The organism is Mesorhizobium sp. M0140, from assembly GCF_040322475.1.
Classification (GTDB): Bacteria; Pseudomonadota; Alphaproteobacteria; order Rhizobiales; family Rhizobiaceae; genus Mesorhizobium.
In genome coordinates, this window is record NZ_JAMYTM010000010.1 from 155,404 (window position 1) to 182,031 (window position 26,628).

Here is a 26,628-nt window from a genome sequence, read left to right on the forward strand (position 1 = left end):
GGCATGAGCATCGACGGGCTGCCGCCGCTACGCGAGGTGATCGAGCGTCATGGGTTGCAGGCGAAGAAGGCGCTCGGCCAGAATTTTCTGCTCGACCTCAACCTCACCGGCAAGATCGCGCGCACCGCCGGCGACTTGTCCGATGCAACAGTAATCGAGGTCGGTCCTGGTCCCGGCGGGCTGACCCGCGCCTTGCTCAACAACGGAGCGCGCCATGTGGTCGCCATAGAGCGCGACGAACGTTGCCTGGCTGCTCTTGCCGAAGTGTCCGACCACTATCCCGGCCGGCTGGAGGTTGTTTCCGGCGATGCGCTGAAGACGGATTTCGCAGGCCTTGCCAGCCGAGCGACCGGGAACGGCGGTCCGGTCAAGATCGTGGCCAACCTGCCCTACAACATCGGCACGGAGCTGCTGGTGCGCTGGCTGACGGTCAGCGACTGGCCGCCTTTCTACACCTCGATGACTTTGATGTTCCAGCGCGAAGTGGCCGAGCGCATCGTCGCGCCCGCCGGCAGCGACAGCTATGGCCGGCTAGGGGTTCTTGCCGGCTGGCGGACGGAGGCGAGGATCGCCTTCGACGTACCGCCACAGGCATTCACGCCGCCGCCAAAGGTCACCTCCTCGGTGGTGCATCTGGTGCCGCGCCCGACCCCTCTGTCCGCCGAGGTAAAAAAACTCGGCCGCGTCACCGAAGCCGCGTTCGGCCAACGTCGCAAAATGCTGCGGCAAAGCGTGAAGAACCTCGGCGGCGAGGCCCTGCTCGAACGCGCCGGCATCGATCCGACACGCCGCGCCGAAACGCTGAGCGTCGAGGAGTTCGTGCGGCTGACCAATGCGGTGTAAGAAGCTGCCGATCTCCCACCCCTCGTGGGGGAGATTGGCGCTTCACCGCCTCAGCCCGTCTTCTCGTCCAACAGTCCAGAGACGAAATCGAACAGGCCTGGCCGGCGGTCGCGTCTTAGCCGCTCGGCGACGACGATACCGCGCACTTCGGCGAAGGCGCGGTCAAGGTCGTCATTGACGATGACGAAATCATATTCCTTCCAGTGCTCGATCTCGTTGCGGGCGTTTTTCAGCCGCGTCTCGATCACCGCCTCCTGGTCTTCAGCGCGACGTTTCAGCCGCGCCTTCAACTCCTTCATCGATGGCGGCAGGATGAAGATCGAGACAATGTCGGCGCGCATCTTCTCCTTGAGCTGCTGGGCACCTTGCCAGTCGATGTCGAACAGCATGTCGCGCCCCTCGGACAGCGCCAGTTCGGCCGGTTCGCGCGGCGTCGCATAGCAATTGCCATGCACCTCGGCCCACTCCAGCAGTGCGTCGGAATCACGAAGCCGCTCGAATTCGCGCATCGTCCGAAAATGATAGTGGACGCCTTCGATCTCGCTTCCGCGGCGCGGCCTGGTGGTGACCGAGACCGACAGTTCGAGGCTGGAATCGCTTTCCAGAAGATTGCGCGCGATCGTCGACTTGCCGGCGCCGGATGGCGACGACAGGACGAGCATCAGGCCCCGGCGGCGAATGCGGGACCCCAAATCCTTGGCAACCATCGGCTACTCCAGATTCTGGATCTGTTCACGAAATTGGTCGACCACCGCCTTCAGGTCCAGGCCGATCGCGGTGACGGCTGCGGCATTCGATTTGGAACACAGCGTATTCGATTCGCGGTTAAATTCCTGTGCCAGAAAATCGAGCTTGCGACCGACCGCACCGCCGCCCAGCAGCAGAGCCCGGCCGGACGCGACATGCGTTTTCAGCCGGTCGATCTCTTCGCGAATATCGGCTTTGGTGGCCAGGAACGCCGCCTCCATGTGCAGTCGGGTGGCATCCAGATTGGCGGAAGCGTCCATCAGCAGCCTGACCTGCTCGGCGATGCGTTCGCGAATCACCGTCGTCTCGCGGGATGGATCCGCCTCGGCTCGCAGCGTCAGCACCTCGATCGTGTCGATATGACCCGACAACAGCAAAGCCAGCGCGGCTCCTTCGCCCTGACGTGCCTGTTCGAGCCCGTTCAAGGCCACTTCGAGCGCGACCATGATCGCGGCATCGAGCGCGGCCCTCGCCTCCTCGGTTTCGACGGTTTCAGGAATGTCGAGCACGCCGCGCAGCGAAAGCAATCCATCTGACGTCGCCGCAGCAACGCCGAATTGCTCCTGCAGCCGTTTGGCGAGCCCAGCAAGGTCCTTCAGGAAGGCTTCGTTGACGACCGGCTGCGCCTGCGCGCCAACGGCACGGCCGATGGTCAGCGTCGCCTGGAAATTGCCGCGTGCAAAACGTTTCTGAAGTATCTGCCGGACAGCAGGTTCCAACCGTTCGAAGCCTTGCGGCAGCCGCAGCCGTACCTCGACGCTCTTGCCGTTGACGGACTTGACCTCCCAGGCGATCGAAGTGCCTTCGTGCTCGGCGACGGCACGTGCAAAACCGGTCATGCTCTGCAAATTCATATCGCCCACACGTCCCTGGCACATCGCCCTGAACCGGCTTCCGGACAGGAGCGAGTGCGGCTTGAAAAAAGACTGCGCCGCAGGCGCGTCGAAATCGGACGCGCGGCGCTCTTCCAAATGTCAGGGCGTTGCCTGTCGGGCAACGCCTTTCTTCATTTACTGGGCAGCGCCCGCGTCACCGCCGCTGGCATCGCTGTCGCCGGTGCCAGTCGTCTTGGCGGCTTTGGCGGCATCATCGGCCTGCTTCTTCAGCAACGCGCGATAGCGGGCGACATTCTCGTTGTGCTCGTCCAGCGTCGCGGCAAAGACGTGCCCGCCGGTGCCGTCGGCAACGAAATAGAGGTCGGCGGTTTTCGACGGATTGGCCACCGCCTCCAGCGCTGCACGACCCGGATTGGCAATCGGCGTCGGCGGCAAGCCATTGATCACATAGGTGTTGTAGGGAGTCTGTTTCTGGATGTCCGACTGGTAGATCGGCCGGTCCGCCGGCTTTCCCTTGCCGCCGAACAGCCCATAGATGATGGTTGGATCGGATTGCAGGCGCATGCCCTTGGCAAGCCGGTTCAGGAAGACGGCGGCAACTCGCGAACGCTCGTCACCCTTGCCCGTCTCCTTCTCGACGATCGAGGCCAGCGTGACGAACTCCTCGACGTTGGCCAGCGGCAGGTCAGGCGCGCGCCGCTCCCAGACATCGTCGACCAGCTTCTTCTGATCCGCCAGCAGCTTGTCGACCATCTGCTGGCGTGTCGCGCCGCGCGTGAAGCGCAGCGTGTCGGTGGCGAGGCTGCCCTCCGGCGGCGTGGTTGCCGGCATGTCGCCGCTCAACGCAGTCTCCTCGGCGATGCGCTGCAATGCCTGGTCGACCGTCAGTCCCTCAGGAATGGTCAGCGAATACATCACCGACTTGCCGCTCTTCAAAAGCTCCATGATATCGCGCATGGAAGCCCTGGGCTTGATCTCGTACTCGCCGGCTTTCAGCGCGGAATCATTGCCGAAGGCCCGCACGCCAAGACGGAATACCCGGGCGTCGCTGATCAGTCCGCGGCGTTCGAGCTGGTCGGCGATATCCTGGACGCCGGTGTTCGGCTTGACCAGGAAGGTGTCGCCATTAGCCGAAGGTCCGGGTTCGGTGAATTCCTGCTTGCCGAAATAGACCGCGACGCCGGCCGCCAGAACCACCAGCATCACCGAGGAGATGACGAAGTTCATGAACACGACGACCTGGCTGCGTGACGCACGCGAGCGCTTCGGCGGTGGCGTGCCAGCCTCTGGCCGCAACGCCTCGCTGGCCGTTTTCGGCACGATCGGGCCGGATGTCGGCGGCCGTTGCCCGAATTCTCCGTTGCCTGCCGGATTTGTGTTCATTTCGCCCTACCGTTTGATCGCCCAACGAATCCCCAGCGGCAGAGTAGGGGCGAATATGGCAAAATTGACGGCACGCCAAAGCGCCGCCCGGCAGCCGGACGATCAGCCATTGTAGCGCTGGAAGACCAGCGACGCGTTGGTCCCGCCAAAGCCGAAGGAATTGGACAGCGCCACGTCGATCTGGCGGGCACGCGGCTTGTTCGGCACCAGATCGATCGCGGTTTCGCGTTCCGGGTTATCGAGATTGATGGTCGGCGGCGCGACATTGTCTCTGATGGCAAGGATAGAGAAGATCGCTTCGGCGGCACCCGCCGCTCCAAGCAGATGGCCGATCGACGACTTGGTTGACGACATCGAAATCTTCGATGCGGCATTGCCGACAAGCCGCTCGACGGCACCGAGCTCAATCGTGTCGGCCATGGTCGAGGTGCCGTGCGCGTTGATGTAGTCGACATCGGCCGGCGTCAACTTGGCCCGGTTCAGTGCCGCCGTCATGCAACGGAAGGCGCCATCGCCATCCTCGGCGGGCGCGGTGATGTGATGCGCATCGCCGGTGAGACCATAACCCGTCACCTCGGCATAGATCTTGGCGCCGCGCGCCCTGGCATGTTCGAGCTCCTCGAGCACGACAACGCCGGCGCCCTCGCCCATGACGAAGCCGTCGCGGTCCCGATCATAGGGTCGCGACGCCATTTGCGGCGAATCATTGCGTTCCGTCGACAGTGCCCGGCATGCGGCAAAGCCGGCGATCGACAGCCGCGTCACCGGCGCTTCGGCGCCACCGGCGACCATCACGTCGGCATCGCCCCACATGATCAACCGGGCAGCATCGCCAATAGCGTGCGCGCCGGTCGAACAGGCCGTGACGACGGCATGGTTCGGGCCTTTCAGCCCGTGCCGGATCGAAACCTGCCCGGAGACGAGATTGATGATCTGGCCCGGGATGAAGAAAGGGCTGATGCGGCGCGGGCCGCGCTCCTTGAGGATCGTCGCGTTCTCGGCGATGCCCTCGATGCCGCCGATGCCGGAGCCGATCAGGACGCCGGTGGCACACCGCTCTTCATGCGTCTTGGGTTCCCAGCCGGAATCCTTCAGCGCCTCGTCGGCGGCGGCAATCCCATACAGGATGAAGTCGCCGATCTTGCGCAGTTCCTTCGGCTCGAGCACGGCCTCCGGATTGAAGGTGGCATTGCTGCCGTCACCACGCGGAATGACGTGGGCGATCTTGCAGGCAAGATCCTCCACCTCGAACTCAGTGATGCGCTTGGCAGCGCTGCGGCCGGTCAGAAGTTCCTTCCAGCTGTGCTCGAAGCCCATGCCGAACGGCGACAGCAACCCAAGGCCCGTGACGACGACACGCCTCATCGCAGGTCCTCCCCGGTGATGACTGCGGAAAGCGTCAGGCCGAAGCCTTGTCGATGTACTTCACGGCATCGCCAACGGTCAGGATGGTCTCAGCCGCATCGTCGGGAATCTCGACGCCGAATTCTTCTTCGAACGCCATGACGAGTTCGACCGTGTCGAGGCTGTCGGCGCCCAGATCATCGATGAAGCTCGCCTGCTCCGTCACTTTGTCGGCATCGACGCCAAGGTGCTCGATGACGATCTTCTTGACGCGCTCTGCGGTGTCACTCATTTGGGCATCCTCGTCTTTTGTTTGTCTGTCTTCGTTAGCGGGCAGAATGCCGCTAATCAAGCTGAAAGATGGTCCTGCCGGAAACGCAACGACTACGGACCGGTTTTTGCCCGAACCGCCGGGTTGCGGGCCGCATTACACGAAAAATAGCTGAGGTCCAAGCCGAAATGGTCTCTTTTCACAACCCGCCGGCGTTGCTGCCGAACCTCGTTAGATCATCGCCATGCCGCCATTCACGTGGATGGTCTGGCCGGTGACGTAGGCGGCTTCGTTGGAGGCGAGATAAGCGACGGCGGACGCGACTTCAACGCTGGTGCCCATGCGCCGCGTGGGGATCGCCGCCATGATCGCCTCTTTCTGCTTGTCGTTGAGCTTGTCGGTCATCGCCGATTCGATGAAGCCCGGGGCGACGCAGTTGACGGTGATGTTGCGGGTGGCGATCTCCTGTGCCAGCGATTTGGAAAAGCCGATCATGCCGGCCTTTGAGGCGCAATAATTGGTCTGGCCGGGATTGCCGGTGACGCCGACCACCGAGGTGATGTTGATGATGCGGCCATGGCGGCGGCGCATCATCGGATGGGTGAGTTCGCGGGTCAGCCTGAACACGGCGGTCAGGTTGACTTCGAGCACGGTGTCCCAGTCGGCATCCGACATGCGCACGAACAGCCCGTCCTTGGTGATGCCGGCATTGTTGACCAGGATGTCGACGCCTTCGAGATCGGCCTCGGCTTTCTGGCCGAGCGCCTTGACCTCGTCACGGTTCGACAGGTTGGCCGGGAACAGCTTGACCCGGTCGCCAAGCTCGCTAGCCAGCGCTTCCAGTTTCTCGACGCGGGTGCCATGCAGGCCGACGATCGCGCCCTGCGCATGCAGCATCCTGGCGATCGCCTCACCGATGCCTCCCGATGCGCCGGTGACGAGCGCCTTGCGGCCAGTCAATTCGAACATGTGTTTAATCCTCTTTCAAATCGGACAGCCCGCGAATTGGCTATCTGTAGACGTCGCCGTTCCAGAAGTCTTCGGCTCTCAGAATGCCTTCTTCGCCGCTCCTGATCCGCCCGAGCACCTCGGCGGCAAGGTAGTAATCCTCTACATCCTCAAGGCCCCGCTCAATGAATTCGCGCAGATAGTAAGCCTTGCTGCGACCGGTTTCGGCCGAAAGCGAATCCAACCGTCGCTCGACTTCAGAAGAAAGACGGATCGATGTGGGCATGCCGCACCTCGTTGCGATGCATGTATGTGGTCATGCGCCGGTGAATTCAAGTTGCGCAGCTCAACGAAGCGCCACCAGCACTGCCTCGACCTCAGCCGCGGAGCCGACCGACGCGGTGGCAATGTCGCGGTTGATGCGCCGCGCCAATCCTGAAAGCACCTTGCCGGCGCCGATTTCGTAAAGCGTGGTGATGCCGTTCGCGCCGAACCACTCCACCGTCTCGCGCCAACGCACGCGGCCGGTTATCTGTTCGACCAGGCGGCGGGCGATCTCGTCCGGATCGCTGGTCGGGCTAACCGTGACATTGGATAGGACGGGAACCACCGGCGAATTCTTTGTCACGCCGGCCAGGGCTTCCCGCATGACGTCGGCCGCGGGCGCCATCAGCGCGGAGTGGAAAGGCGCGGAAACCTGCAGCATCAGCGCTCGCTTGGCGCCCTTTTCCGTGCACAGTTTCGCCGCCAGTTCGACCGCAGCCTTGGTTCCGGAAATAACCAGCTGACCGCCGCCATTGTCGTTGGCGATCTGACAGACCGACCCTTTGGATGCCTCGGTGCAGGCTGCTTCGACATCGGCCTGTTCCAATCCGATGATCGCCGCCATGGCGCCCTCGCCGGCCGGCACCGCCGCCTGCATGGCATTGCCGCGTATGCGCAGCAACCGGGCGGCATCGGCAACCGAAACGAAGCCAGCAGCGGCCAACGCCGAATATTCGCCCAGCGAATGACCGGCGACATAGGTGACCTTGCCTTTCAGCGAGAAGCCGCGCGATTCCAGCGCCCGGACCACGGCCAGGGACACCGCCATCAGTGCCGGCTGCGCGTTTGCGGTCAGCGTCAACGCCTCTTCCGGCCCTTCCCAGATCAGCTTCGACAAGTTCTCACCAAGTGCGTCGTCGACTTCCTGGAAGACCCTGCGCGCTTCGGGGAAGGCGTCGGCGAGATCCTTGCCCATGCCGACCGCCTGGCTGCCTTGTCCGGGAAAGGTGAATGCGACGGCCATGCGAGGGCTCCCAAGGGCTGGTTTTGCTTGCCTGATAGACGAGTTTTTCTTGCCTGTGAGGCATGGCGGGGCGCCAAGTCAAGCCCGGTTCGACCCTGCCCGACGGCCGCCTCATCCGCCGAGTGCCTGTTCCGAAAGGCTTTTTGGCGATCACTCCTGATGAAAACCGCTCACGATTCGTTTGCTGGCTCTTCTTATTTTGGCCACAGGCGCTAGCTTTGCGTGACAATTCCATGACAATCGAGTGACGTGTTTGTCGCTGGGTGGGGAAGTTTAAGTGGCAAAGAGTTACAAACGCGCCGGCAAGCCCGCGCCACAGTTCCTGGAAGACGACCCCTCCACCGGCTATCTGCCGGGCAGGAGATGGCCGGTCGTGCGCTATGGGCTTGTCAGCCTGGCGATCGCGGCCGTCCTGGTGTTTGCGATCGAACTGATCGTGCGCGGCGATTTTGCCGGCACGGTCTCCTTCTTCCTGCAGCCGCTCAAGCCGGGCTGGACCACCATTGTCGTGTTCGCGCTGATCCTGATCGGTCTCGATGCGGTGCTCGGCCGCAGCCACCAGAGCCTGATGATCGTCGCGCCGCTGACCTTGTCGCTTGCCTTCGTCGGTCACCAGAAGTCGCATTATCTCGGCGATCCGCTCTATCCGACCGATTTCCTCTATGCCCGCCAGATCTTCGCGCTGCTGCCGCTTTTGGTGCGCGACCGTCCGATGACCGCGCTCGCCATGGTCGCCGGTATCGTTGCCGGCCTGTCGCTGCTCGTCTATGGCTGGCGGCTGTGGCGCCGCAAGGTTCCCGCACTCAGCCGCAAGGGCCGCCTTGCCCGGCTGACGCTGGCCGTGCCGCTGCTCGCCTTTTTCGTTTCGATCATGGACTACGCCACCTTCTCCTGGACCAGGGACCGGCTGCAGATCATCCCGATCATGTGGGACCAGAAGGAGAACTATGCCTCCAACGGCTTTGCGCTGGCTTTTGCGCTCAATGTGCCGATGGCGCATGTCTCGGCGCCGCCGGGCTATTCCGACAAGGCGATCGCAGCGATAGCCAGGCCTAATGTGACCGCCTCGGTGCCGGCCGAGAAGCCCGATATCATCATCGTCATGAGCGAATCCTTCTGGGATCCGACCAAGCTGCCCGGCGTCACCATCACGCCCGATCCGATCCCCAACGTGCGCGCGCTGCGCTCGGGTTCGATGTTCTCGCCGGAATTCGGCGGCATGACCGCCAACATCGAGTTCGAGGCGCTGACCGGCTTCTCCAATGCGTTCCTGCCGGCCGGCAGCATCCCCTATCAGCAATATGTGCGCACGCCGACGCCTTCGCTCGCAACCTTCCTCAAGAGACAGGGTTACCGGGCGCGCGCCATCCATCCCGGCACCAACTGGTTCTGGAACCGGGGCGCGGTCTACGCTGATTTCGGCTTCAACGACTTCAAGTCGGAAGAGACGCTGCCACCCATGCAAAAGCGCGGGCCGCTGGCATCGGATGCGGCGATGACCGACGAGATCATCAGCGAGGCCGACGCAAGCGACGAGCCGGTGTTCTTCTTTGCCGTCAGCCTGCAAAATCACGGCCCCTACGAGCCGAACCGCTACTACAATCCGACGCATACGGTGCAGGCGCCGATCAGCCAGTGGGCGCGCGAATCGCTGCTCAGCTATGCCGAGGGCTCAGCCGACGCCGATCGCGGTCTTGAACGCCTCGTCGAATGGGCGAAGAAACGCTCCCGCCCCACCGTGATCGCCTTCTTCGGCGACCATCTGCCGCCGCTGGGGCCGGTCTATGTCGAAACCGGCTTCCTGAAGGACAATGTCGCACCGCGCAAGGAAGCGTCGCCCGAGGCCGCCCTCGAACACCACGAGACGCCGCTGGTCATCTGGTCGAACCGCACCGGACCGGCTGAGCACATGGGTGCCGTCAGCCCAGCCTTCCTGCCTTATCATATCCTGAAGACGGCCGGCATCAGCCATCCCTACTACACCGGCTTCCTGGGCGAGATGAGCGAACGCTACCGTGTCGTCGACCGCAATTTGCTGCTGACGCCGGCTGGCGAGGCCACGCCCGATTGGGCGCGGCAGAAGGAGATCGACCCGGCGATCCGCGATTTCCGCCTGCTGCAGTACGATATGATGTTCGGCAAACGCCACGCGGCGCCCGACTTCTTTCCCGAAACGGTCGACAAGATTGTCGCCGCCCATACGAGTTGAGACCGGCGATTCCCTCAGAGCCGGCTGGTCCGTCTCGGATCGCGCGTTCAGTTCGTCAATTGCAGCTTCGAGAACTTGTTGGCAATCTGCTGGAAGACGTCCGGCAATTTGGTCGGATCGTTGACTGCGTAATAGCCGCTCGGATCAGAGGCGCAGGCGCTGTAAAGCGCACGGTTGGCTGCGGTGTCGGACTGCAGCACCATGGTGTAGATCTGTACGCCCTGGTCCTTCAATTGGGTGCAGACGCTTTTGGTCCAGCCATCGACGTTGCGTGCCGCCGTCGTCTGGTTATCCGATCCGAAACGACCGCCGGCCAGATAGCCATAGGATGTGTAGTCCGACTTCGTCGGCTGTTGGCTGGCGCCATAGACGACGTTCTCACCGTCGGTGAGCAACAGCACGATCTTGCTGATGCCGGGCGTCTTCCACGGCGCTCCATCAGTGTAGGGCGCGGCGGGCGACAGCACCCGCATACCCCATGACAGGCCCTCGGAGACATTTGTGCCCGAACCGTTCCACTCGGTCATCCGACTAGCCGCCTTGCGCAGCTTGTCGAAATCGTCGGTCAGGGGGACCACCGGAGTCGGACACGCACGGTTCGGACCGATAGTGATGGGAGAGCCGGTCTCGGTGATGAGTTCCTTGGCGGGCGCAACATATTTGGCGATCTTTTCCCTGGCAGCCCTGTCATCGGGCGACAAAAGGTCGATGAGGTTGCCGAGCAGGTTGCTGAGATCGATGCCCAGAATGTTGATGCCCGACTGGGCAAGCCTGGTTTTGTCGCTGACATCGTTGAGGTAGGAGTTGTTGTAGTATTTGTCCGAATTGCCATAGGAGCCAGACGGCTTTTGGGCGTCTTCGGGATCATCCGGCGCAAAGTACGGCACGAACAGCGTGTCGGGCTTGGCCGTGTCGGGTGGCGTGTCGGAGATATTGTAAGCGCCTGGCCGCGCCTCGACACAACCCTTCCATCCGGTGCCATTCCATCCGGCATCGGTCCATCCGGTCTTCTTGAGCTGTTTGAAAAGCGCCATGTGGTTCGGCCGCTTGCCGTCGATGACGGGAAAATTGACGCCGTTGGTCGAGGACTTGCCGTCCATGTCGATCCAGGACGGATCGAAGCCGTCGCCATTGACGTTGACAGCCGTTACGAAAGGAACCAGCGAGGCGCGGACCTTGCGCGTCGGCGATTTCGCCGCTTCGAGCGTGTCGAGCAACGATTTTGTCGCCGTCCTCAACGCCGTCATGCGCGCGCCGGCCATCGAGCCGGTGTTGTCCAGCACCAGCACGACTTCGAGCTGGTTGTTCGATTCGACCGCCGAGGCATCGACGACGATGCGCTTGCTGTCGCCGAACAGGAAGGCGAAGTTGAGATTGACGTCCGCCGAGGCAACCGCCTTTGTCTTGACGAAGTTGACGCCCTTGTCGACAGTCAACGTCGCCTGCGCATTGCCGAGCTCGCCATGACCGACGATGTTGGCTTGGAAATAGCGGTTGAAAGCGTCATTGCGGGTGATGTCGAGATCGCCAAGGTGCGAGGAAGCAAGGTTTGCCGAATCGAGAGCGTTCTGCAAATTGCTCTTGGCCCGCATAAGGGTCGAGACATCGGTTGCGAAAGCGACTGCTGTCAGGATGACCGGCAAACCCAGTGCCAGCACAAGCGTGAAATTGCCGCTCTTCGAGCGCCAGAATTTGTCGAGAAGCATCCTTACCCCCGGAAATGCTTGCCGCTTTTGTGCGGTCGTCCGGGCTTTTGCGCCTTCCATGATGAATCGACCGTTGACGGCTGGGCTTCAACTCCACACAACCTTCTAGTGTGGTTAAGACGTGGTTCCCGGAAACCACAACTTCCGCCGTTGCTGCTCCCCGATCGTCACGTGGGACACACGGGAATGCCGCTTGCCCTTGCTTTACGGTCGGATTGCTATATAGACGCCCGCAATCTGCCGGTCCTTGCTGGGGGCTGAACGGAGGGCCGGAGGTTTTTTAGAACCTTCGTGTGAAGCCGGAAGTGCTTCCGCCTCCCGTGTCTCCGCTCTCGACCGTCTCGTTATGCTCCTTTCTTCCCCCTGCCCCTTCGAGGGTTTGCGGGTCAGAGAAGTTGCAGAGGCTTTTGCCGCCGGGAACCGGGAGAGAAACGAAGAAAGGCATAAGACATAATGGCTCTTTACGAACATGTGTTTCTTGCCCGGCAGGACCTCTCGCAGCAGCAGGTCGATGCTCTTGTCGAACAGTACAAGGGTGTCATCTCCGCGAATGGCGGGTCCGTCGGCCGGGTCGAGAATTGGGGACTGAAGTCCCTCACCTACCGGGTCAACAAGAACCGGAAGGCTTACTACACGCTGATGGACCTGAATTGCCCAGCGGCCGCGCTCAACGAGATGGAGCGCCAGATGGGCCTGTCCGAAGACGTGCTGCGCTTCCTGACCATCAAGGTCGAGGCGCATGAGGAAGGCCCGTCGGCCATGATGCAGAAGCGCGAAGAGCGCTCGGAACGCGGCGGCTTCGGCGACCGCGACCGTGGCGATCGTGGCCCGCGCTCGTTCGGCGACCGTGATCGCGGCGACCGTGGCGATCGTCCGCCGCGCTCGTTCGGCGACGCCGGTGCCGATCGTGGTCCGCGCCGTCCGCGCGAAGGCTTTGAAGGGGGTGCAGAATAATGGTCGACATCAATCAGATCCCGACCCGGCGCCCGTTCCATCGCCGCCGCAAGACCTGCCCGTTCTCAGGCGCCAACGCGCCCAAGATCGACTACAAGGACGTGCGTCTCCTGCAGCGCTACATTTCCGAGCGCGGCAAGATCGTGCCGTCGCGCATCACCGCCGTCAGCCAGAAGAAGCAGCGCGAACTCGCCAAGGCAATCAAGCGCGCCCGCTTCCTCGGCCTGCTGCCCTACGTGGTTCGCTAATAGCGTCAATGCGGGCGGCTCGCCGCCCGCTCCTCTCCCACGGCGACGGGCGCCGCAGGGTTGGACATCAAATCCCGGGTTGAGGTCAAAAACCTCTAACTGCCGCGACAGGCAGGACAGCGACACCAGCGCCCCCGGGCGCTCAAGCTTCCTGACCTGTTCCAGAGACATTCGGCGTCGATCTCATCGATTGATTGGCGCCCAACCGAAGGAACAAAACCATGGACGTCATTCTTCTCGAACGCGTTTCCCGCCTCGGCCAGATGGGCGACACCGTCAAGGTCAAGGACGGCTTTGCCCGTAACTTCCTGCTGCCGCAGGGCAAGGCGCTGCGCGCCAACGAAGCCAACAAGAAGAAGTTCGAAGGCCAGCGCGCCCAACTCGAAGCCCGTAACCTCGAGCGCAAGTCGGAAGCGGCCCAGATCGCCGAAAAGCTCGACGGCAAGAGCTTCATCGCCGTCCGCTCCGCCGGCGAAACCGGGCAGCTTTACGGTTCCGTTTCGACCCGCGACATCGCCGATCTGCTGACGGCGGAAGGTTTCTCGATCAACCGCAACCAGATCCTGCTCAACCAGCCGATCAAGACCATCGGTGTCACCAATGTGGCGATCGCGCTGCATCCGGAAGTCGAGGTCACCGTCACGCTCAACATCGCCCGCACGGCCGACGAAGCCGAGCGCCAGGCCAAGGGCGAGACACTGACCACTGCCGAAGCCATCTATGGCGACGACATCAACGACAACGCCCGGCCGGAGAACTTCTTCGATCCGAACACCGAGTTCGAGGGCGGCGAAGACAACGCCTGATCACACTTCGCAAGACGATTGGAGCCATGGGCTGATCACGACTTAAAGCCAAGCTCCGATCACTTTGCCGTCATCCAGCCATGCTGGACCAATGCCCGGGTCTCTCGCCCGGGCATTTTTGTGCCAAATGGAACTTTTCGAACCCCTATATATTGTTGCAGACTATGGCGTAGCGCGTCCTTTGGCCGCGCAAAGCACGCTGTGCAACTTTGGTTCGGCGCAAGACCCCCGGCGAAATCGATACCGATTTTCGCGGTCACGCGCCAAGGCAGCCTGTCTGGCCGAGAGGGGACATTTGGTCATGAATATTCTGTTGAAGCGCGTTCTCGACCGCCTGGTGCGCACCGGCAATCTCAAGGTGACCGGCCCCAAGGGCTCGGCTGTGATTTTCGGCGACGGCAGCGGCGAACCGGTGCACATGCATATCAAGACGGCGCATGCCGAGCGCGCCATCACCTTCGATCCGATGCTGGCAGTGCCAGAGTCCTACATGGACGGCGAACTCGACATCCTCGAAGGCGGCGTGCTGGGCGTGATGCGCATCGCCTTCCAGAATATGGGCAGCGGCGGCATCGACGCCACCTGGTCGAAGGCCATCGAAGGGCTGCGCCACGCCTTCCGCCGCCTGCAGCAGATCAACACCGCCTCGCGCTCGCGCCGCAACGTGCAGCGCCACTACGATTTGTCGGGCGACCTCTACCGGCTCTTCCTTGACCAGGACATGCAGTATTCCTGCGCCTATTTCGAGCAGCCGGACATGACGCTGGACGAAGCGCAGGCCGCCAAGAAGCGCCACATCGCCGCCAAGCTCCGGCTGAAAGCCGGCCAGACGGTGCTCGACATCGGCTCCGGCTGGGGCGGGCTTGGCCTCTACCTCGCCAAAGCGTTCGACGTCGACGTGCAGGGCGTGACGCTGTCGACCGAGCAGCATGGCGTCGCCACCGACCGGGCGCACGCGCAAGGGCTGGAAAGCCGCGTGCATTTCGAGCTCAAGGACTACCGCGAACTCAACGAGCGTTTCGATCGCATCGTCTCGGTCGGCATGTTCGAGCATGTCGGCGTCAACCACTACCGTACGTTCTTCGACAAGAGCGCGACGCTGCTCAAGCCCGATGGCGTGATGCTGTTGCACACGATCGGTCGTTCCGGCGTGCCGTGGGCGACCAGCGCATTCATCCGCAAATACATCTTCCCGGGCGGCTATATCCCTTCGCTCTCGGAAGTCATGCCGGCGATCGAAAAGTCGGGCCTGGTCGTCACCGACGTCGAGATCCTGCGGCTCCACTATGCCGATACGCTGAAGCACTGGGGCGAGCGCTTCGCTGCCAACCGCGACAAGGCCAAGGCGATCTATGACGAGCGCTTCTGCCGCATGTGGGAATTCTATCTGGCGGCCTCGGAAGCCGCCTTCCGCTGGCAGGACCTGGTCATCTTCCAGATCCAGATCACCAAGAAGAACGATACGCTGCCGATGTCGCGCGACTACATGGCCAAATGCGAAAAGGCGCTCGAGATGCGCGATATGGGGCATCGTGAAACGGCTCCCGTCAAAAAGAGTCCGACCGCCAAGCCGGCTCGTCGCCGCAAGGTTGCGGACCAGGAATAGCATTGCCGCTTGCCATTGCCGGCGCCTGCACTGAAAAAGGTCCCGTGACCGTCGCGGGACCTTTTTCATGACCTACGTCCTCTATGCCGCCGCCGCTCTGGCCGAGATCGCCGGCTGCTTTTCGTTCTGGGCCTGGTGGCGGCTGGATAAGTCGCCGCTTTGGCTTCTTCCCGGCCTCGGCTCGCTTGCCCTGTTCGGCCTCCTGCTGGCGCTGGTCGACACGTCAGCCGCCGGTCGCGCCTACGCCGCCTATGGCGGCATCTACATTGCGGCATCGCTTGGCTGGCTGTGGCTGGTGGAGGACGTGCGCCCCGACCGCTGGGATTTTGCCGGCGCGGCGCTCTGCATTGCCGGCGCTTCCGTGATCCTTCTCGTCCCGCGGGGCGCGTGAGATGGAGTTGCCGGCATCCCTTCGCCAAGGTGTCGAGCGCTTGCTCGAAAACGTTCCGCTGGCTGTACTCAAACAAGCGGCAAAAACGCTGTCCGACCGTTATCGTGCCGAATTGCGCGACGGCCGTCTGCACATGGCCGAGGATCTGGCGGTGAAAGCCTATCTGGCGACGCGGCTGCCGGCGACCTATGCCGCGATCCGCACCAGTCTCGATGCGCTGAGCGATGCCAAGCCCGCCTTCCAACCCAAGAGCCTGCTCGATGTCGGCGCAGGTCCTGGTACTGCGCTTTGGGCCACGACTGAGCTGTGGCCCGATCTCGAACAGGCTGTGTTGTTCGAAGCCAGTGCGGCGGTACGCAAGGTCGGCGAGACACTTGCCGCCGGTGCGATTGCCGCCCAGACGAGGTGGCTGGCGGGTGATGCCACCATCGACCTTGCCGACCTCAAGTCGGCCGATCTGGTCACTTGCGCCTATGTGCTCGATGAAATCGCTCCCGCATCACTGCCGAAGCTCATCGACCGCCTCTGGCAACTCACCGCCGACACGCTGCTTGTGGTCGAGCCGGGCACCCCTGCCGGCTGGCAGCGCATCCTTGCCGTGCGCCGGCAGTTGATCGAGGCGGGCGCGCATGTGCTAGCGCCTTGCGCGCATCAGGCGCCCTGCCCGCTGATCCAGCCCGACTGGTGCCATTTTTCCCGCCGCGTCGCCCGCTCGCGCCTGCATCGGCTGGCCAAGGATGCCGACGTGCCGTGGGAAGACGAGAAGTTCATCTATGTCGCGGCTTCCCGAGAACGGCCCACTTCGCACCAGGCGCGGGTTCTTGCGCCGCCGAAATCCGGCTCCGGCAAGGTTCTGCTCAAGCTTTGCCAGGACGACGGTACCGCCGCCGAGCGCTTGTTCACCAAGCGCGACGGCGCCGACTTCAAGCTCGCCCGGCGGCTGGACTGGGGCGACAGGCTGGGTTCCGAATAGGCGGCAGTGGCGTTTCGAACCGCTCCGAAGAAAAATTCGGAGCGATGTCGAATCCAGGCCGTGCCGTTCGACCATTGGCGTTCTCGGATCTTTCGAGACGCCAAGAGTGTCAAACGGCATCAGCCAACAGGAGAGACGCAATGAGCTATATCGCAGGATTTGTCGCCGCGGTGCCCGCCGCCAACAAGGAAGCCTATCGCAAGCATGTCGCCAAGGCGGCATCGGTGCTGAAGGGGTTCGGCACCACCCGGATGGTCGAGGGATGGGGCGACGACGTGCCCGGCGGCAAGATCACCGACTTCAAGGGAGCCGTGAAGGCAAAGCCGGATGAGGTCATCACCTTTTCGTGGCACGAATACGCGGACAAGGCGGCGGCGGACGCTGCCTATCAGACGATGATGAGCGACCCGCGCATGGCGGAGATCGGCGCGTCCATGCCCTTTGACGGCAAGCGCATGATCATCGGCGGTTTCACGCCGTTCATCGACCTGAACACGACCGGCAAGACCGGCTATATCGATGGCTCGCTGGTGCCGGTGCCGGCCGCCAACAAGCAAGCCTACCTTGCCGTGGCGGCGAAGCAGGCCGCGGTGATCAAGGAACATGGCGCAACCCGCGTCGTCGAGGCGTGGGGCGACGATGTTCCCGACGGCGAGATCACCGATTACCGCAGCGCCGTGAAAGCGACGGGCGATGAGGTTGTCGTCTATGCCTGGGTCGAATGGCCGTCGAAGCAGGTGCGTGACGACGCCTGGAAGAAGGTGATTGCCGATCCGCGCATGTATGCCGACACCATGCCCTACGACAACCAGCGCCGGGTCCACGGCGGCTTCGCACCGATCCTCGACGCCTGATCCCAAGAACCCTAGACAATCCTGGAAAAGGAAACCCACCATGCGTTATGCCTGTCTCATCTACTACCACCCCAAGACGCTGTTCGGCGGCAGCCCGCAAGCCAACGCCGTGCTGGCCGAATGCGCCGGATATGACGAGGTGCTCAGGGCCAGCGGCCACTTCGTAACCGCCGAGGCCCTGGTGTTGCCGGAAGAGGCGATGACCGTGCAGGTCCGCGACGGCAAGATGTCTTCGGTCGACGGCCCGTTCATGGAGACCAAGGAAATCCTGGGCGGCATCATCGTCATCGAAGCCCGTGATCTCAATGAAGCGGTGCGGGTGGCGAGCGGCCATCCGCTGGCAACGATCGGCTTTATCGAAGTCCGTCCGGTCGTCGACTTCAGCCAGCCGCCGCCGGTCCTGTGAGCACCGCCGGCCCGCGCGACGCCCTGGAGGCGGCCTACCGCACCGAGGCGCGGCGCGTGCTGGCGACCTTGATCCGCCTGCTCGGCGGTTTCGACGCGGCGGAGGAGGCCTTGCATGAGGCCTTCACTGCTGCCGCCGAACAATGGCCGCGCCAGGGTGTGCCGGCCAATCCCTATTCCTGGCTGGTCTCGGCCGGCCGCTTCAGGACCATCGACCGCTGGCGCCGGGAAGCGCGGCTGGCCGGGGCTCTGCCCGAGCTCACGGCTCTGGCCGAGCCGACACCGGAGCCGGCCATGCCGGAAGACATCCAGGACGATGAATTGCGGCTCATCTTCGTCTGCTGCCATCCGGCGCTGGCGCCGGATGCACGCATCGCCCTGACCCTGCGCGAAGTGGGTGGTTTGACCACCGAAGAGACCGCCCGCGCCTATCTGACGCCGGCACCGACCATTGCGCAACGCATCGTGCGGGCCAAGGCGAAGATCCGCGACGAGGCCATCCCTTACGAAGTGCCGGACCGCGACGACCTGCCGGCGCGTCTCGAGAGTGCGCTGCAGGTGATCTACCTGATCTTCAATGAGGGTTACGCGGCAACCGAGGGGCCGAACCTGACGCGGGCCGATCTGTGCGCCGAGGCGATCCGGCTCGGCCGGCTGATGGTCGAACTGCTCGACCAGCCGGAGGCGCAAGGGCTGCTGGCCCTGATGCTGCTGCACGAGGCGCGGCGCGCGACGCGGGTCGACGCCAGCGGCGACCTTGTCCTGCTAGAGGATCAGGACCGCACGCTGTGGGACCGTTCGCTGATCGCCGAGGCCGACGGCCTGATCGGTCGGGCGATCGCCTCGCGCCGCATCGGACCTTACATCCTGCAGGCGGCCATTGCTTCCGTCCACGCCGAGGCGGCAGGCACGGCGGAGACCGACTGGGTACAAATCGTCGCGCTTTACGATGTGCTCGGCCGCGTCGACCCCTCGCCGGTCGTGGCACTCAACCGCGCCGCGGCCATAGGCATGCGCGACGGCCCGCAGGCCGGACTGGCGGCAATCGAGGCGGCCATGGGACAAGGCGGGCTGGACGGCTACCATCTGGCGCACGCGGCGCGAGCAGACATGCAGCGCAGGCTTGGCTTGACCGAAGCGGCAAGGACCTCCTACCGGCGGGCGATCGAGTTGACCCGGCAACCGGCGGAACGCCGGTTCATCGAGGGGCGACTCGGTCAGCTTTGAGCGGGATGGCTGCACAGGGCACCATTCTTGTTTTCCTGTTTTGTTCTCCCTGTAGATGCGCTACGTTCGTTCTTTCGATTCGAGTCAATTGTGATTCTTTCCACCGAAAAAACTCGGCTGTGAATCGCGGGTATCAAAGCTGATTGGACAGGCACTGGTGCAGATAAGTCAGCATGGACTTGTCACGTTCTGATATCGAGAAGCCGGGATCGAAATCGGGGACATCATGGCAGAAGCAGCGCGAAAATTCGGCGTCGCGGAAACACCGCTTTATCGTGAAGCGCCAAACAACATCGAGGCCGAGCAGGCGCTGCTCGGCGCGATCCTGGTCAACAACGATGCCTTCTACCGCGTCTCGGACTTCCTCAAGGCCAGCCATTTCTACGAGCCGCTGCACCGCAAGATCTTTGAGGTGGCGTCCGAGTTCATCCGCATGGGCAAGGTCGCGACGCCGATAACGCTAAAAACCTTCCTGCCGGCCGACGAGAAAGTCGGCGACATGACGATGGCGCAATATGTCGTGCGGCTGGCGGTGGAGGCCGTTACCGTCGTCAACGCCACCGACTATGGCCGCGCCATCTATGACCTTGCGACGCGCCGCGCGCTGATCACCGTCGGCGAGGACATGGTCAACATCGCCTATGACGCGCCGGTCGACATGGCGCCCGGCGAACAGATCGAGGACGCCGAACGCCGCCTGTTCGAGCTGGCCGAAAACGGCCGCTACGATGGCGGCTTCGAGAGTTTTTCCGATGCGTTGAAGAACGCCGTCGACATGGCCAGTGCGGCTTACATGCGCGACGGTCACCTATCCGGCATTGCCACCGGCCTGCGCGATCTCGACCACCGCATGGGCGGCCTGCAGCCATCCGATTTGATCATCATCGCCGGCCGCCCAGGCATGGGCAAGACGTCGCTGGCCACCAACATCGCCTACAACATCGCGGCCGCCTATGAGCCTGCCCAGCAGGCCGACGGTTCGGTCAAGGCGGCCAATGGCGGCGTCGTCGGCTTCTTCTCGCTCGAAATGTCGTCGGAGCAGCTGGCCACCCGCATCATCTCCGAGCAGACCGAGATTCCATCGTCGAAAATCCGGCGCGGCGATTTGACGGAAGCCGATTTCGGCAAGCTTGTCGCCTACACGCAGGAGAACCACAAGCGCCCGCTCTACATCGACCAGACGGGTGGTATCTCGATCGCCCAGCTCGCGGCGCGCGCCCGCCGCCTCAAGCGGCAGCGCGGGCTGGACCTGATGGTCATCGACTATATCCAGCTGATGCAGGGTTCGTCCGCCAAGGCGTCGCAGAACCGCGTCCAGGAAATCACCGAGATCACCACCGGACTGAAGGCACTCGGCAAAGAGTTGGGCGTGCCGATCATCGCCCTCTCACAGCTCTCGCGTCAGGTCGAAAGCCGCGACGACAAGCATCCGCAGCTGTCCGATCTGCGCGAATCGGGCTCGATCGAGCAGGACGCCGACGTCGTGCTGTTCGTGTACCGCGAGGAATATTACATCAAGAACAAGGAACCGGAGAAAGGCACGCCCGAGCACCTCGCCTGGGAAACGAAGATGATCGAGGTCCAGGGCAAGGCCGAAGTGATCATCGCCAAGCAGCGCCATGGCCCGACCGGCACCGTCAGCCTTGCCTTCCAGGGCGAGTTCACCCGCTTCTCCGACCTCGCCGAGGAGCATCATCTGCCGGAAAGGTTCGAGTAGCTTTTTGACCTACCGTCGCGCTCTGTCACACCCCCCTCTGTCCTGCCGGACATCTCCCCCGCAAGGGGGGAGATTGGATGTCGTTACCGATTTCGCCAATCGCCGACGTGGCAGAGATGGTGCTGTAGTCAAAACTGCCAATCTCCCCCCTTGCGGGGGAGATGTCCGGCAGGACAGAGGGGGGTGTGAAGGAACGCCCCGCTTTCCCAATTTTCAGCCTGCGGCGACGTAATGGCAAAGTCACGCGTCCAATTCATCTGCCAGAGTTGCGGATCGGTGCATCAGCGCTGGGCCGGCAAATGCGATGCCTGTGGCGAGTGGAACACGCTGGTCGAGGAAGGCACGTCCGGCGGCATCGGCTCGGGACCAGCCAACACGCGCAATGCCCGCAAGGGCCGCGCGGTGGTGCTGACCACGCTGTCCGGCGATATCGAGGACGCGCCGCGCATCATCTCGGGCATTGGCGAACTCGACCGCGCCACCGGCGGCGGTTTCGTGCGCGGCTCGGCGTTGCTGGTCGGCGGCGACCCCGGCATCGGCAAGTCGACGCTGCTCACCCAGGCGGCCGCGGCGCTGGCATCAAAAGGCCATCGCATCGTCTATGTTTCCGGCGAAGAGGCGGTCGCGCAGATCAGGCTGCGGGCGCAGCGGCTTGGCGTCGCCTCTTCTCCGGTGGAACTTGCCGCCGAGACCAATGTCGAGGACATCCTGGCGACGATCGCCGACGGCAAGCGGCCTGATCTCGTCATCCTGGATTCGATCCAGACGCTGTGGACCGACCTTGCCGATTCGGCGCCTGGGACCGTCACACAGGTGCGCGCCGCCGCCCAGGCGATGATCCGTTATGCGAAATCCACAGGGGCGGCGATCGTGCTGGTCGGCCATGTCACCAAGGAAGGCCAGATCGCCGGGCCGCGCGTCGTCGAGCACATGGTCGACGCCGTGCTCTACTTCGAAGGCGAAGGCGGCCATCACTATCGCATCCTGCGCACGGTGAAGAACCGTTTTGGACCGACCGACGAGATCGGCGTCTTCGAAATGTCGGACAAGGGCCTGCGCGAGGTCGCCAATCCGTCCGAGCTTTTCCTTGGCGAACGCCATGCCAAATCGCCGGGGGCGGCGGTTTTCGCCGGCATGGAGGGGACAAGGCCGGTGCTGGTCGAGATCCAGGCACTGGTCGCACCCTCCTCGCTCGGCACGCCGCGCCGCGCCGTCGTCGGCTGGGACGGCGCCCGGCTGTCGATGATCCTGGCGGTTCTCGAAGCCCATTGCGGCGTGCGCTTCGGCACTCACGATGTCTATCTCAATGTCGCCGGAGGCTACCGGATTTCGGAGCCCGCGGCCGATCTGGCAGTGGCGGCCGCCCTGGTTTCCTCGCTCACCGGTCTTGCCCTTCCCGCCGATTGCGTCTATTTCGGCGAAATCAGCCTTTCGGGCGCCGTGAGGCCGGTTGCGCATGCGCAACAGCGCCTCAAGGAAGCCGAAAAGCTGGGTTTTGGAAGCGCGGTTCTGCCCTCGGGCAGCGGGGAACTGGCCGGGGGGATCGGGGCCGGTTCTTTCCAGCCGACCGAGCTTGCCGACCTCGTGGCACGCATAGCCGGCTCACGCCGAAGCCGCGTGGACGAAGAAGATTAGAGCATCGGACCCAGAACCCGATGCTCCGCGCTATAATGCGGCTCATGGAGTGGGGCGAAAGACATGCCGATTACGCTGCTTGACGGAATTCTCGTCGGCTTCACTCTGGTCTCGGCGATGCTCGCCATGGTTCGCGGCTTCTCGCGCGAAGTCCTGTCCGTCGTCTCCTGGGCAGCGGCGGCAGCGGCGGCGTTCTTCTTCTACAAGCCGGTTGTGCCTTACCTCGCGCCCTACATCGAGAATGAAAAGGTCGCCATGGCGGCGGCCGCCGGCGTGGTTTTCATCATCGCGTTGATCGTCGTCTCGGTCATCACCATGAAGCTAGCCGACTGGATCATCGATTCCAGGATCGGCGCACTCGATCGTACGCTCGGTTTCCTTTACGGCGCCGCGCGCGGCATCCTGGTCGTTGCCGTCGCCCTGCTGTTCTTCAACTGGCTGGCCGGTGCCAAGGCACCAGCCTGGGTCACGGAGGCCAAGTCGCGGCCGCTGCTCGAACAGATCGGCGCCAAGCTCGAAAGCCTGCTGCCCGAGGATCCGGAAAACGCGATCCTCAAGAAGCTCAATCCGAATCAGCCGGCCGCCGAGACACCAGCTGCTCCGGACGCACCGGCGGCGGATGCTCCGGCGGGCGGCGACGATGCCAACACGCCGGCGCCTGACGACAATGACGCAACACCACCGGCCAACAACGCTCCGGCACCGACGGCACCGGCAAACTGACGCCGAAAACGACGTCAGGATCTGACGATGGTGTGAACGACCGCACGGCCCGCGTTGCTTTCGGCGCGAACCCGCATTATATGGCGATTTTAGCGGAGCTTAAGATGGCAGACGCAGACGACGTGCTTTCCGCCGAGGCCGACGACCATTTCCACGACGAATGCGGTGTGTTCGGCATTTTCGGCCGGCAGGACGCGGCAGCCATCGTCACACTGGGCCTGCATGCGCTGCAGCATCGTGGCCAGGAAGCGGCAGGCATCGTTTCTTATGACGGCAGCCAGTTCCATGTCGAACGCCATGTCGGCCTGATCGGCGACACCTTCACCAAGCAGCGCGTCATCGACAGCCTGCAAGGCAACCGCGCCATTGGCCATACCCGCTACGCCACGACTGGCGGCGCCGGCATGCGCAACATCCAGCCCTTTTTCGCAGAATTGGCCGATGGCGGCTTCGCCGTCGCCCACAACGGCAATCTGACCAACGCCATGACCGTGCAGCGCGCGCTGCAGAAGCAAGGCGCGATCTTCTCCTCCACCTCCGATACCGAGACGCTTTTGCACCTTGTCGCCACCAGCAAGGAGCGCGATTTGAACTCGCGTTTCATCGATGCGGTGCGGCAGGTCGAGGGCGCCTTCTCGCTGGTGGCGATGACGGCCAAGAAGATGATCGGCTGCCGCGATCCGCTCGGCATCCGGCCGCTGGTGCTCGGCGATCTCGACGGCGCCTGGATCCTGGCCTCCGAAACCTGCGCGCTCGACATCATCGGCGCTCGTTTCGTTCGCGACCTGAAGCCCGGCGAGATGGTCGTCGTCACGTCCAAGGGTATTGAAAGCCTGTTCCCCTTCGAACCGCAGAAGACCCGCTTCTGCATCTTCGAATATGTCTATTTCGCGCGGCCGGATTCCTCGGTCGAAGGCCGTAACGTCTATGAGGTGCGCAAGCGCATCGGCGCCGAGCTGGCGGTTGAAAGCCCGGTCGAGGCGGACATCGTCGTGCCGGTGCCGGATTCGGGCACGCCGGCGGCGATCGGCTTCAGCCAGGCCGCAGGCATTCCCTTCGAGCTCGGCATCATCCGCAATCATTATGTCGGCCGCACCTTTATCCAGCCGGGCGATTCGATCCGCCACATGGGCGTCAAGCTGAAGCACAATGCCAACCGCCGCATGATCGAGGGCAAGCGCGTGGTGCTGGTCGACGACAGTATCGTGCGCGGCACCACCAGCCAGAAGATCGTGCAGATGGTGCGCGACGCCGGCGCCAAGGAGGTGCATATGCGCATCGCCTCACCGCCGACACGCGCCTCCTGCTTCTACGGTGTCGACACGCCGGAGAAATCGAAGCTCCTGGCATCGCGCATGTCAATCGAGGAGATGGCCGAGTTCATTCGCGTCGATTCGCTCGGCTTCCTCACCATTGACGGGCTCTACCGCGCCGTCGGCGAAGCCAGCCGCGACAACGACCAGCCGCAATTCTGCGATGCCTGCTTCACCGGCCAGTATCCAACCCGCCTGCTCGACTTCGAAGGCCACGACAATGTGCGCACGCTGTCGCTGCTGGCGACAAGCGGGACGTAGACCGGACCGTCATCAGCGTTAGTCAAACTCCCGGAATCCATCGCATGACCCTCGACCTTACCGGCCGCGTTGCGGTCGTCACCGGCGCCTCGCGCGGTATCGGCTATTTCATGGCCAAGGAATTGGCTGCCGCCGGCGCGCATGTCATTGCGGTGGCGCGCACTGTCGGCGGACTGGAAGAGCTCGACGACCAGATCAAGACGGCCGGCGGCCAGGCGACACTGGTGCCGCTCGACCTCGCCGACATGGCCGGCATCGACCGCCTGGGCGGCGCCATCCACGAACGCTGGGGCAAGCTCGACATTCTCGTCGCCAATGCCGGCGTTCTCGGCGTCATTTCGCCGATCGGTCATGTCGAAGCAAAAACCTTCGAGAAGGTGATGACCATCAACGTCACCTCGACCTGGCGGCTGATCCGCTCGGTCGACCCTCTGCTGCGGCTCTCCGATGCTGGACGAGCGATCATCCTATCTTCCAACGCAGCGCACTCGGCGCGTGCCTTCTGGGCGCCCTACGCGGCGTCCAAGGCCGCGGTGGAGACGATGATGCGCTCCTGGGCGCATGAGACGCAGAGCCTGCCGCTCCGGGTCAACGCCGCCGACCCCGGCGCCACCCGCACCGCCATGCGTGCCCAGGCAGTGCCGGGCGAGGATCCCGAGACGTTGCCGCACCCCGCCGAGATCGCCAAACGCATCGTGCCGCTGGCCAGCCCGGAGCTGAAAGAGACCGGATTGATCTTCCAAGCCAAGCACAATCGCTTCGTCGCCTATCGCCAGCCGGAATAAAACTAGAGCCTTTTTGACGCATGTCGGTTCCCAAAAACCGCTGCACACTTTTAGGCGACATGCGTAGGGATTAAACAGGCCTCCGGCAACGTTTCTTCTGATGTAACCCGTCGAAGACCAACCGGAGGACCGACATGCGTAGACTGCTTCTCGCCACCGCCGCCACCCTGATCGCAGCCGCGGGCGCCGCTTACTCGCAAGATGCCAAGATGAGCTTCTTCGTTACCAGTGTCGGTTCCGGCAAGGGTGCCGACCTCGGCGGCCTCAAAGGCGCCGACGCGCATTGCGCGTCGCTGGCGGAAGCCGCTGGCGTCACCGGCAAAAGTTGGGCCGCCTATCTGTCGACCAGCGACACCGACGCCCGCGACCGCATCGGCAAGGGGCCATGGGTAAACGCAAAGGGCATCAAGATCGCCGACGATGTCGCCTCGTTGCACAGCGATGCCAACGGCATCACCAAGCAGACAGCGCTCAACGAGAAAGGCGAAGCGGTCAACGGCCGCGGCGACACGCCCAACCGCCACGACGTGCTGACCGGCTCCAAGCCCGACGGCACCAAGATCGCCGACCAGACCTGCGGCGACTGGACGATGAGCGGGGCGGAAGGCGCCGCTATGATAGGCCATCATGACCGCGCCGGCCTCGACGATTCGGCAGCGGCCAAATCCTGGAATTCCTCGCACGCTTCGCGCGGCGGCTGCAGCCAGGAGGCGCTCAGGGGCACCGGGGGCGACGGCTTGTTCTATTGTTTTGCCACCAACTGAGCCGATTTCGCTTCGAAATCGGGCTGCGAAACCCCCGTCACATCACGCGGCTGTGATGTGACGATGGAAGGCTGCGCCGCCGTCATGCTTTCGTCATTTCCGTGGAGTTGGTAAGGATCACAGCGACTCCCACAACAAGCGCCCACTGGCAGAATGAGGAAATCCCCATGGCTACGACCGCAGCAGCGTTGGTCTGGTATCTGGTAATCGCCGGCCCGCAAGGCGGCATGGTCGTGCTGCCCAGCACCTTCGACAAACGCGAACAGTGCACCGCCGCCATCACCGAATATCAGAAGCAGCCGACACCGGCCGGCTGGTCGGTGCAATGCGTGCCGAGCGCCTTGCCCTTCACTGACGAGGGCGACGCCGAAGAACCGTCAGCGCAGTAAGC

Annotated in this window: 28 protein-coding genes; 19 read left to right on the forward strand and 9 right to left on the reverse strand. The window is 63.3% G+C overall.

All coding sequences use genetic code 11. The annotated features are described in order from the left end of the window. Positions 1–3 precede the first annotated feature (3 nt). Positions 4–843, forward strand: coding sequence for a 16S rRNA (adenine(1518)-N(6)/adenine(1519)-N(6))-dimethyltransferase RsmA (gene rsmA, locus NKJ37_RS13065; protein WP_352609739.1), 840 nt, complete (start codon positions 4–6; stop codon positions 841–843). Positions 844–893: 50 nt separating this feature from the next. Here rsmA and gmk read toward each other — a convergent pair whose 3' ends face one another. The 3 genes from gmk to mltG all read right to left on the reverse strand — a co-directional run bounded on the left by gmk (position 894) and on the right by mltG (position 3,653). Next, positions 894–1,550, reverse strand: a complete 657-nt coding sequence (gmk, locus tag NKJ37_RS13070; protein WP_013532512.1) for a guanylate kinase — start codon at positions 1,548–1,550, stop codon at positions 894–896. A 3-nt stretch (positions 1,551–1,553) separates the two neighbouring features. After that, positions 1,554–2,444 (reverse strand): YicC/YloC family endoribonuclease, encoded by an 891-nt coding sequence (locus NKJ37_RS13075; protein ID WP_352442178.1) that lies wholly within the window; start codon positions 2,442–2,444, stop codon positions 1,554–1,556. A 156-nt stretch (positions 2,445–2,600) separates the two neighbouring features. Further along, the gene (gene mltG / locus NKJ37_RS13080; RefSeq protein WP_352442177.1) at positions 2,601–3,653 is read right to left on the reverse strand and encodes an endolytic transglycosylase MltG; all 1,053 of its coding nucleotides are present in this window, start codon (positions 3,651–3,653) and stop codon (positions 2,601–2,603) included. Between mltG and NKJ37_RS13085 the strand changes: the two genes are divergently transcribed. Next, entirely contained in the window at positions 3,652–3,924 is a 273-nt protein-coding gene (locus tag NKJ37_RS13085) for a hypothetical protein (RefSeq protein WP_352442176.1), read from the forward strand. The two genes, mltG and NKJ37_RS13085, sit on opposite strands and share 2 nt — an antisense overlap. Here NKJ37_RS13085 and fabF read toward each other — a convergent pair. The 5 genes from fabF to fabD form a co-directional block, all read right to left on the reverse strand. Beyond that, positions 3,912–5,174 carry a beta-ketoacyl-ACP synthase II gene (fabF, locus tag NKJ37_RS13090; RefSeq protein WP_352609745.1) on the reverse strand — a complete coding sequence of 421 codons (1,263 nt, stop codon included), beginning with the start codon at positions 5,172–5,174 and terminating at the stop codon, positions 3,912–3,914. The genes NKJ37_RS13085 and fabF overlap by 13 nt on opposite strands. Before the next feature lie 34 nt (positions 5,175–5,208). Continuing rightward, a complete protein-coding gene (locus tag NKJ37_RS13095; RefSeq protein WP_006203723.1) occupies positions 5,209–5,445 on the reverse strand; it encodes an acyl carrier protein in 237 nt (78 codons plus the stop codon). 210 nt (positions 5,446–5,655) lie between these two features. After that, positions 5,656–6,393 (reverse strand): 3-oxoacyl-[acyl-carrier-protein] reductase, encoded by a 738-nt coding sequence (gene fabG, locus NKJ37_RS13100; protein WP_023813762.1) that lies wholly within the window; start codon positions 6,391–6,393, stop codon positions 5,656–5,658. Between the two features lie 40 nt (positions 6,394–6,433). Further along, complete coding sequence (gene relB, locus NKJ37_RS13105; protein ID WP_352631894.1) at positions 6,434–6,658, reverse strand: type II toxin-antitoxin system RelB family antitoxin; 225 nt, start codon at positions 6,656–6,658, stop codon at positions 6,434–6,436. A gap of 60 nt (positions 6,659–6,718) precedes the next feature. Next, positions 6,719–7,660, reverse strand: coding sequence for an ACP S-malonyltransferase (gene fabD, locus NKJ37_RS13110; RefSeq protein WP_352631896.1), 942 nt, complete (start codon positions 7,658–7,660; stop codon positions 6,719–6,721). Positions 7,661–7,937: 277 nt separating this feature from the next. Here fabD and NKJ37_RS13115 point away from each other — a divergent pair, with 277 nt between their 5' ends. Next, positions 7,938–9,869, forward strand: a complete 1,932-nt coding sequence (locus tag NKJ37_RS13115; protein WP_352773955.1) for an LTA synthase family protein — start codon at positions 7,938–7,940, stop codon at positions 9,867–9,869. Positions 9,870–9,916: 47 nt separating this feature from the next. Here the strand turns inward: NKJ37_RS13115 and NKJ37_RS13120 are convergent, their stop codons facing one another. Next, positions 9,917–11,575, reverse strand: coding sequence for a pilus assembly protein TadG-related protein (locus NKJ37_RS13120; RefSeq protein ID WP_352773957.1), 1,659 nt, complete (start codon positions 11,573–11,575; stop codon positions 9,917–9,919). 453 nt (positions 11,576–12,028) lie between these two features. On the opposite strand from NKJ37_RS13120, the gene rpsF reads away from it, so the two are divergent. The 16 genes from rpsF (at position 12,029) to NKJ37_RS13200 (ending at position 26,626) form a co-directional block, all read left to right on the forward strand. Further along, positions 12,029–12,529: a 30S ribosomal protein S6 gene (rpsF, locus tag NKJ37_RS13125; RefSeq protein ID WP_013532520.1), complete on the forward strand. Its 501-nt coding sequence runs from the start codon at positions 12,029–12,031 to the stop codon at positions 12,527–12,529. Beyond that, complete coding sequence (gene rpsR, locus NKJ37_RS13130; protein ID WP_006203718.1) at positions 12,529–12,777, forward strand: 30S ribosomal protein S18; 249 nt, start codon at positions 12,529–12,531, stop codon at positions 12,775–12,777. The genes rpsF and rpsR overlap by 1 nt, the downstream gene beginning before the upstream one ends. A 221-nt stretch (positions 12,778–12,998) precedes the next feature. Continuing rightward, a complete protein-coding gene (gene rplI, locus NKJ37_RS13135; RefSeq protein WP_127289263.1) occupies positions 12,999–13,583 on the forward strand; it encodes a 50S ribosomal protein L9 in 585 nt (194 codons plus the stop codon). A gap of 301 nt (positions 13,584–13,884) precedes the next feature. Beyond that, entirely contained in the window at positions 13,885–15,189 is a 1,305-nt protein-coding gene (locus NKJ37_RS13140) for a cyclopropane fatty acid synthase (protein WP_023813756.1), read from the forward strand. A gap of 67 nt (positions 15,190–15,256) precedes the next feature. Continuing rightward, a complete protein-coding gene (locus NKJ37_RS13145) occupies positions 15,257–15,580 on the forward strand; it encodes a YnfA family protein (protein WP_023813755.1) in 324 nt (107 codons plus the stop codon). Between the two features lies 1 nt (position 15,581). Further along, entirely contained in the window at positions 15,582–16,553 is a 972-nt protein-coding gene (locus tag NKJ37_RS13150) for a small ribosomal subunit Rsm22 family protein (RefSeq protein ID WP_023813754.1), read from the forward strand. 140 nt (positions 16,554–16,693) lie between these two features. Continuing rightward, positions 16,694–17,407, forward strand: coding sequence for a DUF1428 domain-containing protein (locus tag NKJ37_RS13155; RefSeq protein WP_352773959.1), 714 nt, complete (start codon positions 16,694–16,696; stop codon positions 17,405–17,407). Positions 17,408–17,447: 40 nt separating this feature from the next. Beyond that, positions 17,448–17,813, forward strand: a complete 366-nt coding sequence (locus NKJ37_RS13160) for a YciI family protein (protein WP_128303068.1) — start codon at positions 17,448–17,450, stop codon at positions 17,811–17,813. Further along, on the forward strand, positions 17,810–19,039 hold the full coding sequence (locus NKJ37_RS13165; RefSeq protein WP_352773960.1) for an RNA polymerase sigma factor: 1,230 nt from the start codon (positions 17,810–17,812) through the stop codon (positions 19,037–19,039). The genes NKJ37_RS13160 and NKJ37_RS13165 overlap by 4 nt, the downstream gene beginning before the upstream one ends. A 226-nt stretch (positions 19,040–19,265) precedes the next feature. After that, the gene (locus tag NKJ37_RS13170; RefSeq protein ID WP_127261333.1) at positions 19,266–20,756 is read left to right on the forward strand and encodes a replicative DNA helicase; all 1,491 of its coding nucleotides are present in this window, start codon (positions 19,266–19,268) and stop codon (positions 20,754–20,756) included. A 231-nt stretch (positions 20,757–20,987) separates the two neighbouring features. After that, positions 20,988–22,391 (forward strand): DNA repair protein RadA, encoded by a 1,404-nt coding sequence (gene radA / locus NKJ37_RS13175; protein WP_023813748.1) that lies wholly within the window; start codon positions 20,988–20,990, stop codon positions 22,389–22,391. 63 nt (positions 22,392–22,454) lie between these two features. After that, a complete protein-coding gene (locus NKJ37_RS13180; protein WP_352442167.1) occupies positions 22,455–23,114 on the forward strand; it encodes a CvpA family protein in 660 nt (219 codons plus the stop codon). A 104-nt stretch (positions 23,115–23,218) separates the two neighbouring features. Then, the gene (gene purF, locus NKJ37_RS13185) at positions 23,219–24,688 is read left to right on the forward strand and encodes an amidophosphoribosyltransferase (protein WP_013532528.1); all 1,470 of its coding nucleotides are present in this window, start codon (positions 23,219–23,221) and stop codon (positions 24,686–24,688) included. 44 nt (positions 24,689–24,732) lie between these two features. Continuing rightward, complete coding sequence (locus NKJ37_RS13190; protein WP_352442166.1) at positions 24,733–25,473, forward strand: SDR family NAD(P)-dependent oxidoreductase; 741 nt, start codon at positions 24,733–24,735, stop codon at positions 25,471–25,473. A gap of 134 nt (positions 25,474–25,607) precedes the next feature. Beyond that, positions 25,608–26,237 (forward strand): hypothetical protein, encoded by a 630-nt coding sequence (locus NKJ37_RS13195; RefSeq protein ID WP_352722767.1) that lies wholly within the window; start codon positions 25,608–25,610, stop codon positions 26,235–26,237. A 167-nt stretch (positions 26,238–26,404) separates the two neighbouring features. After that, positions 26,405–26,626, forward strand: coding sequence for a hypothetical protein (locus NKJ37_RS13200; RefSeq protein WP_352773962.1), 222 nt, complete (start codon positions 26,405–26,407; stop codon positions 26,624–26,626). Positions 26,627–26,628: the final 2 nt, after the last annotated feature.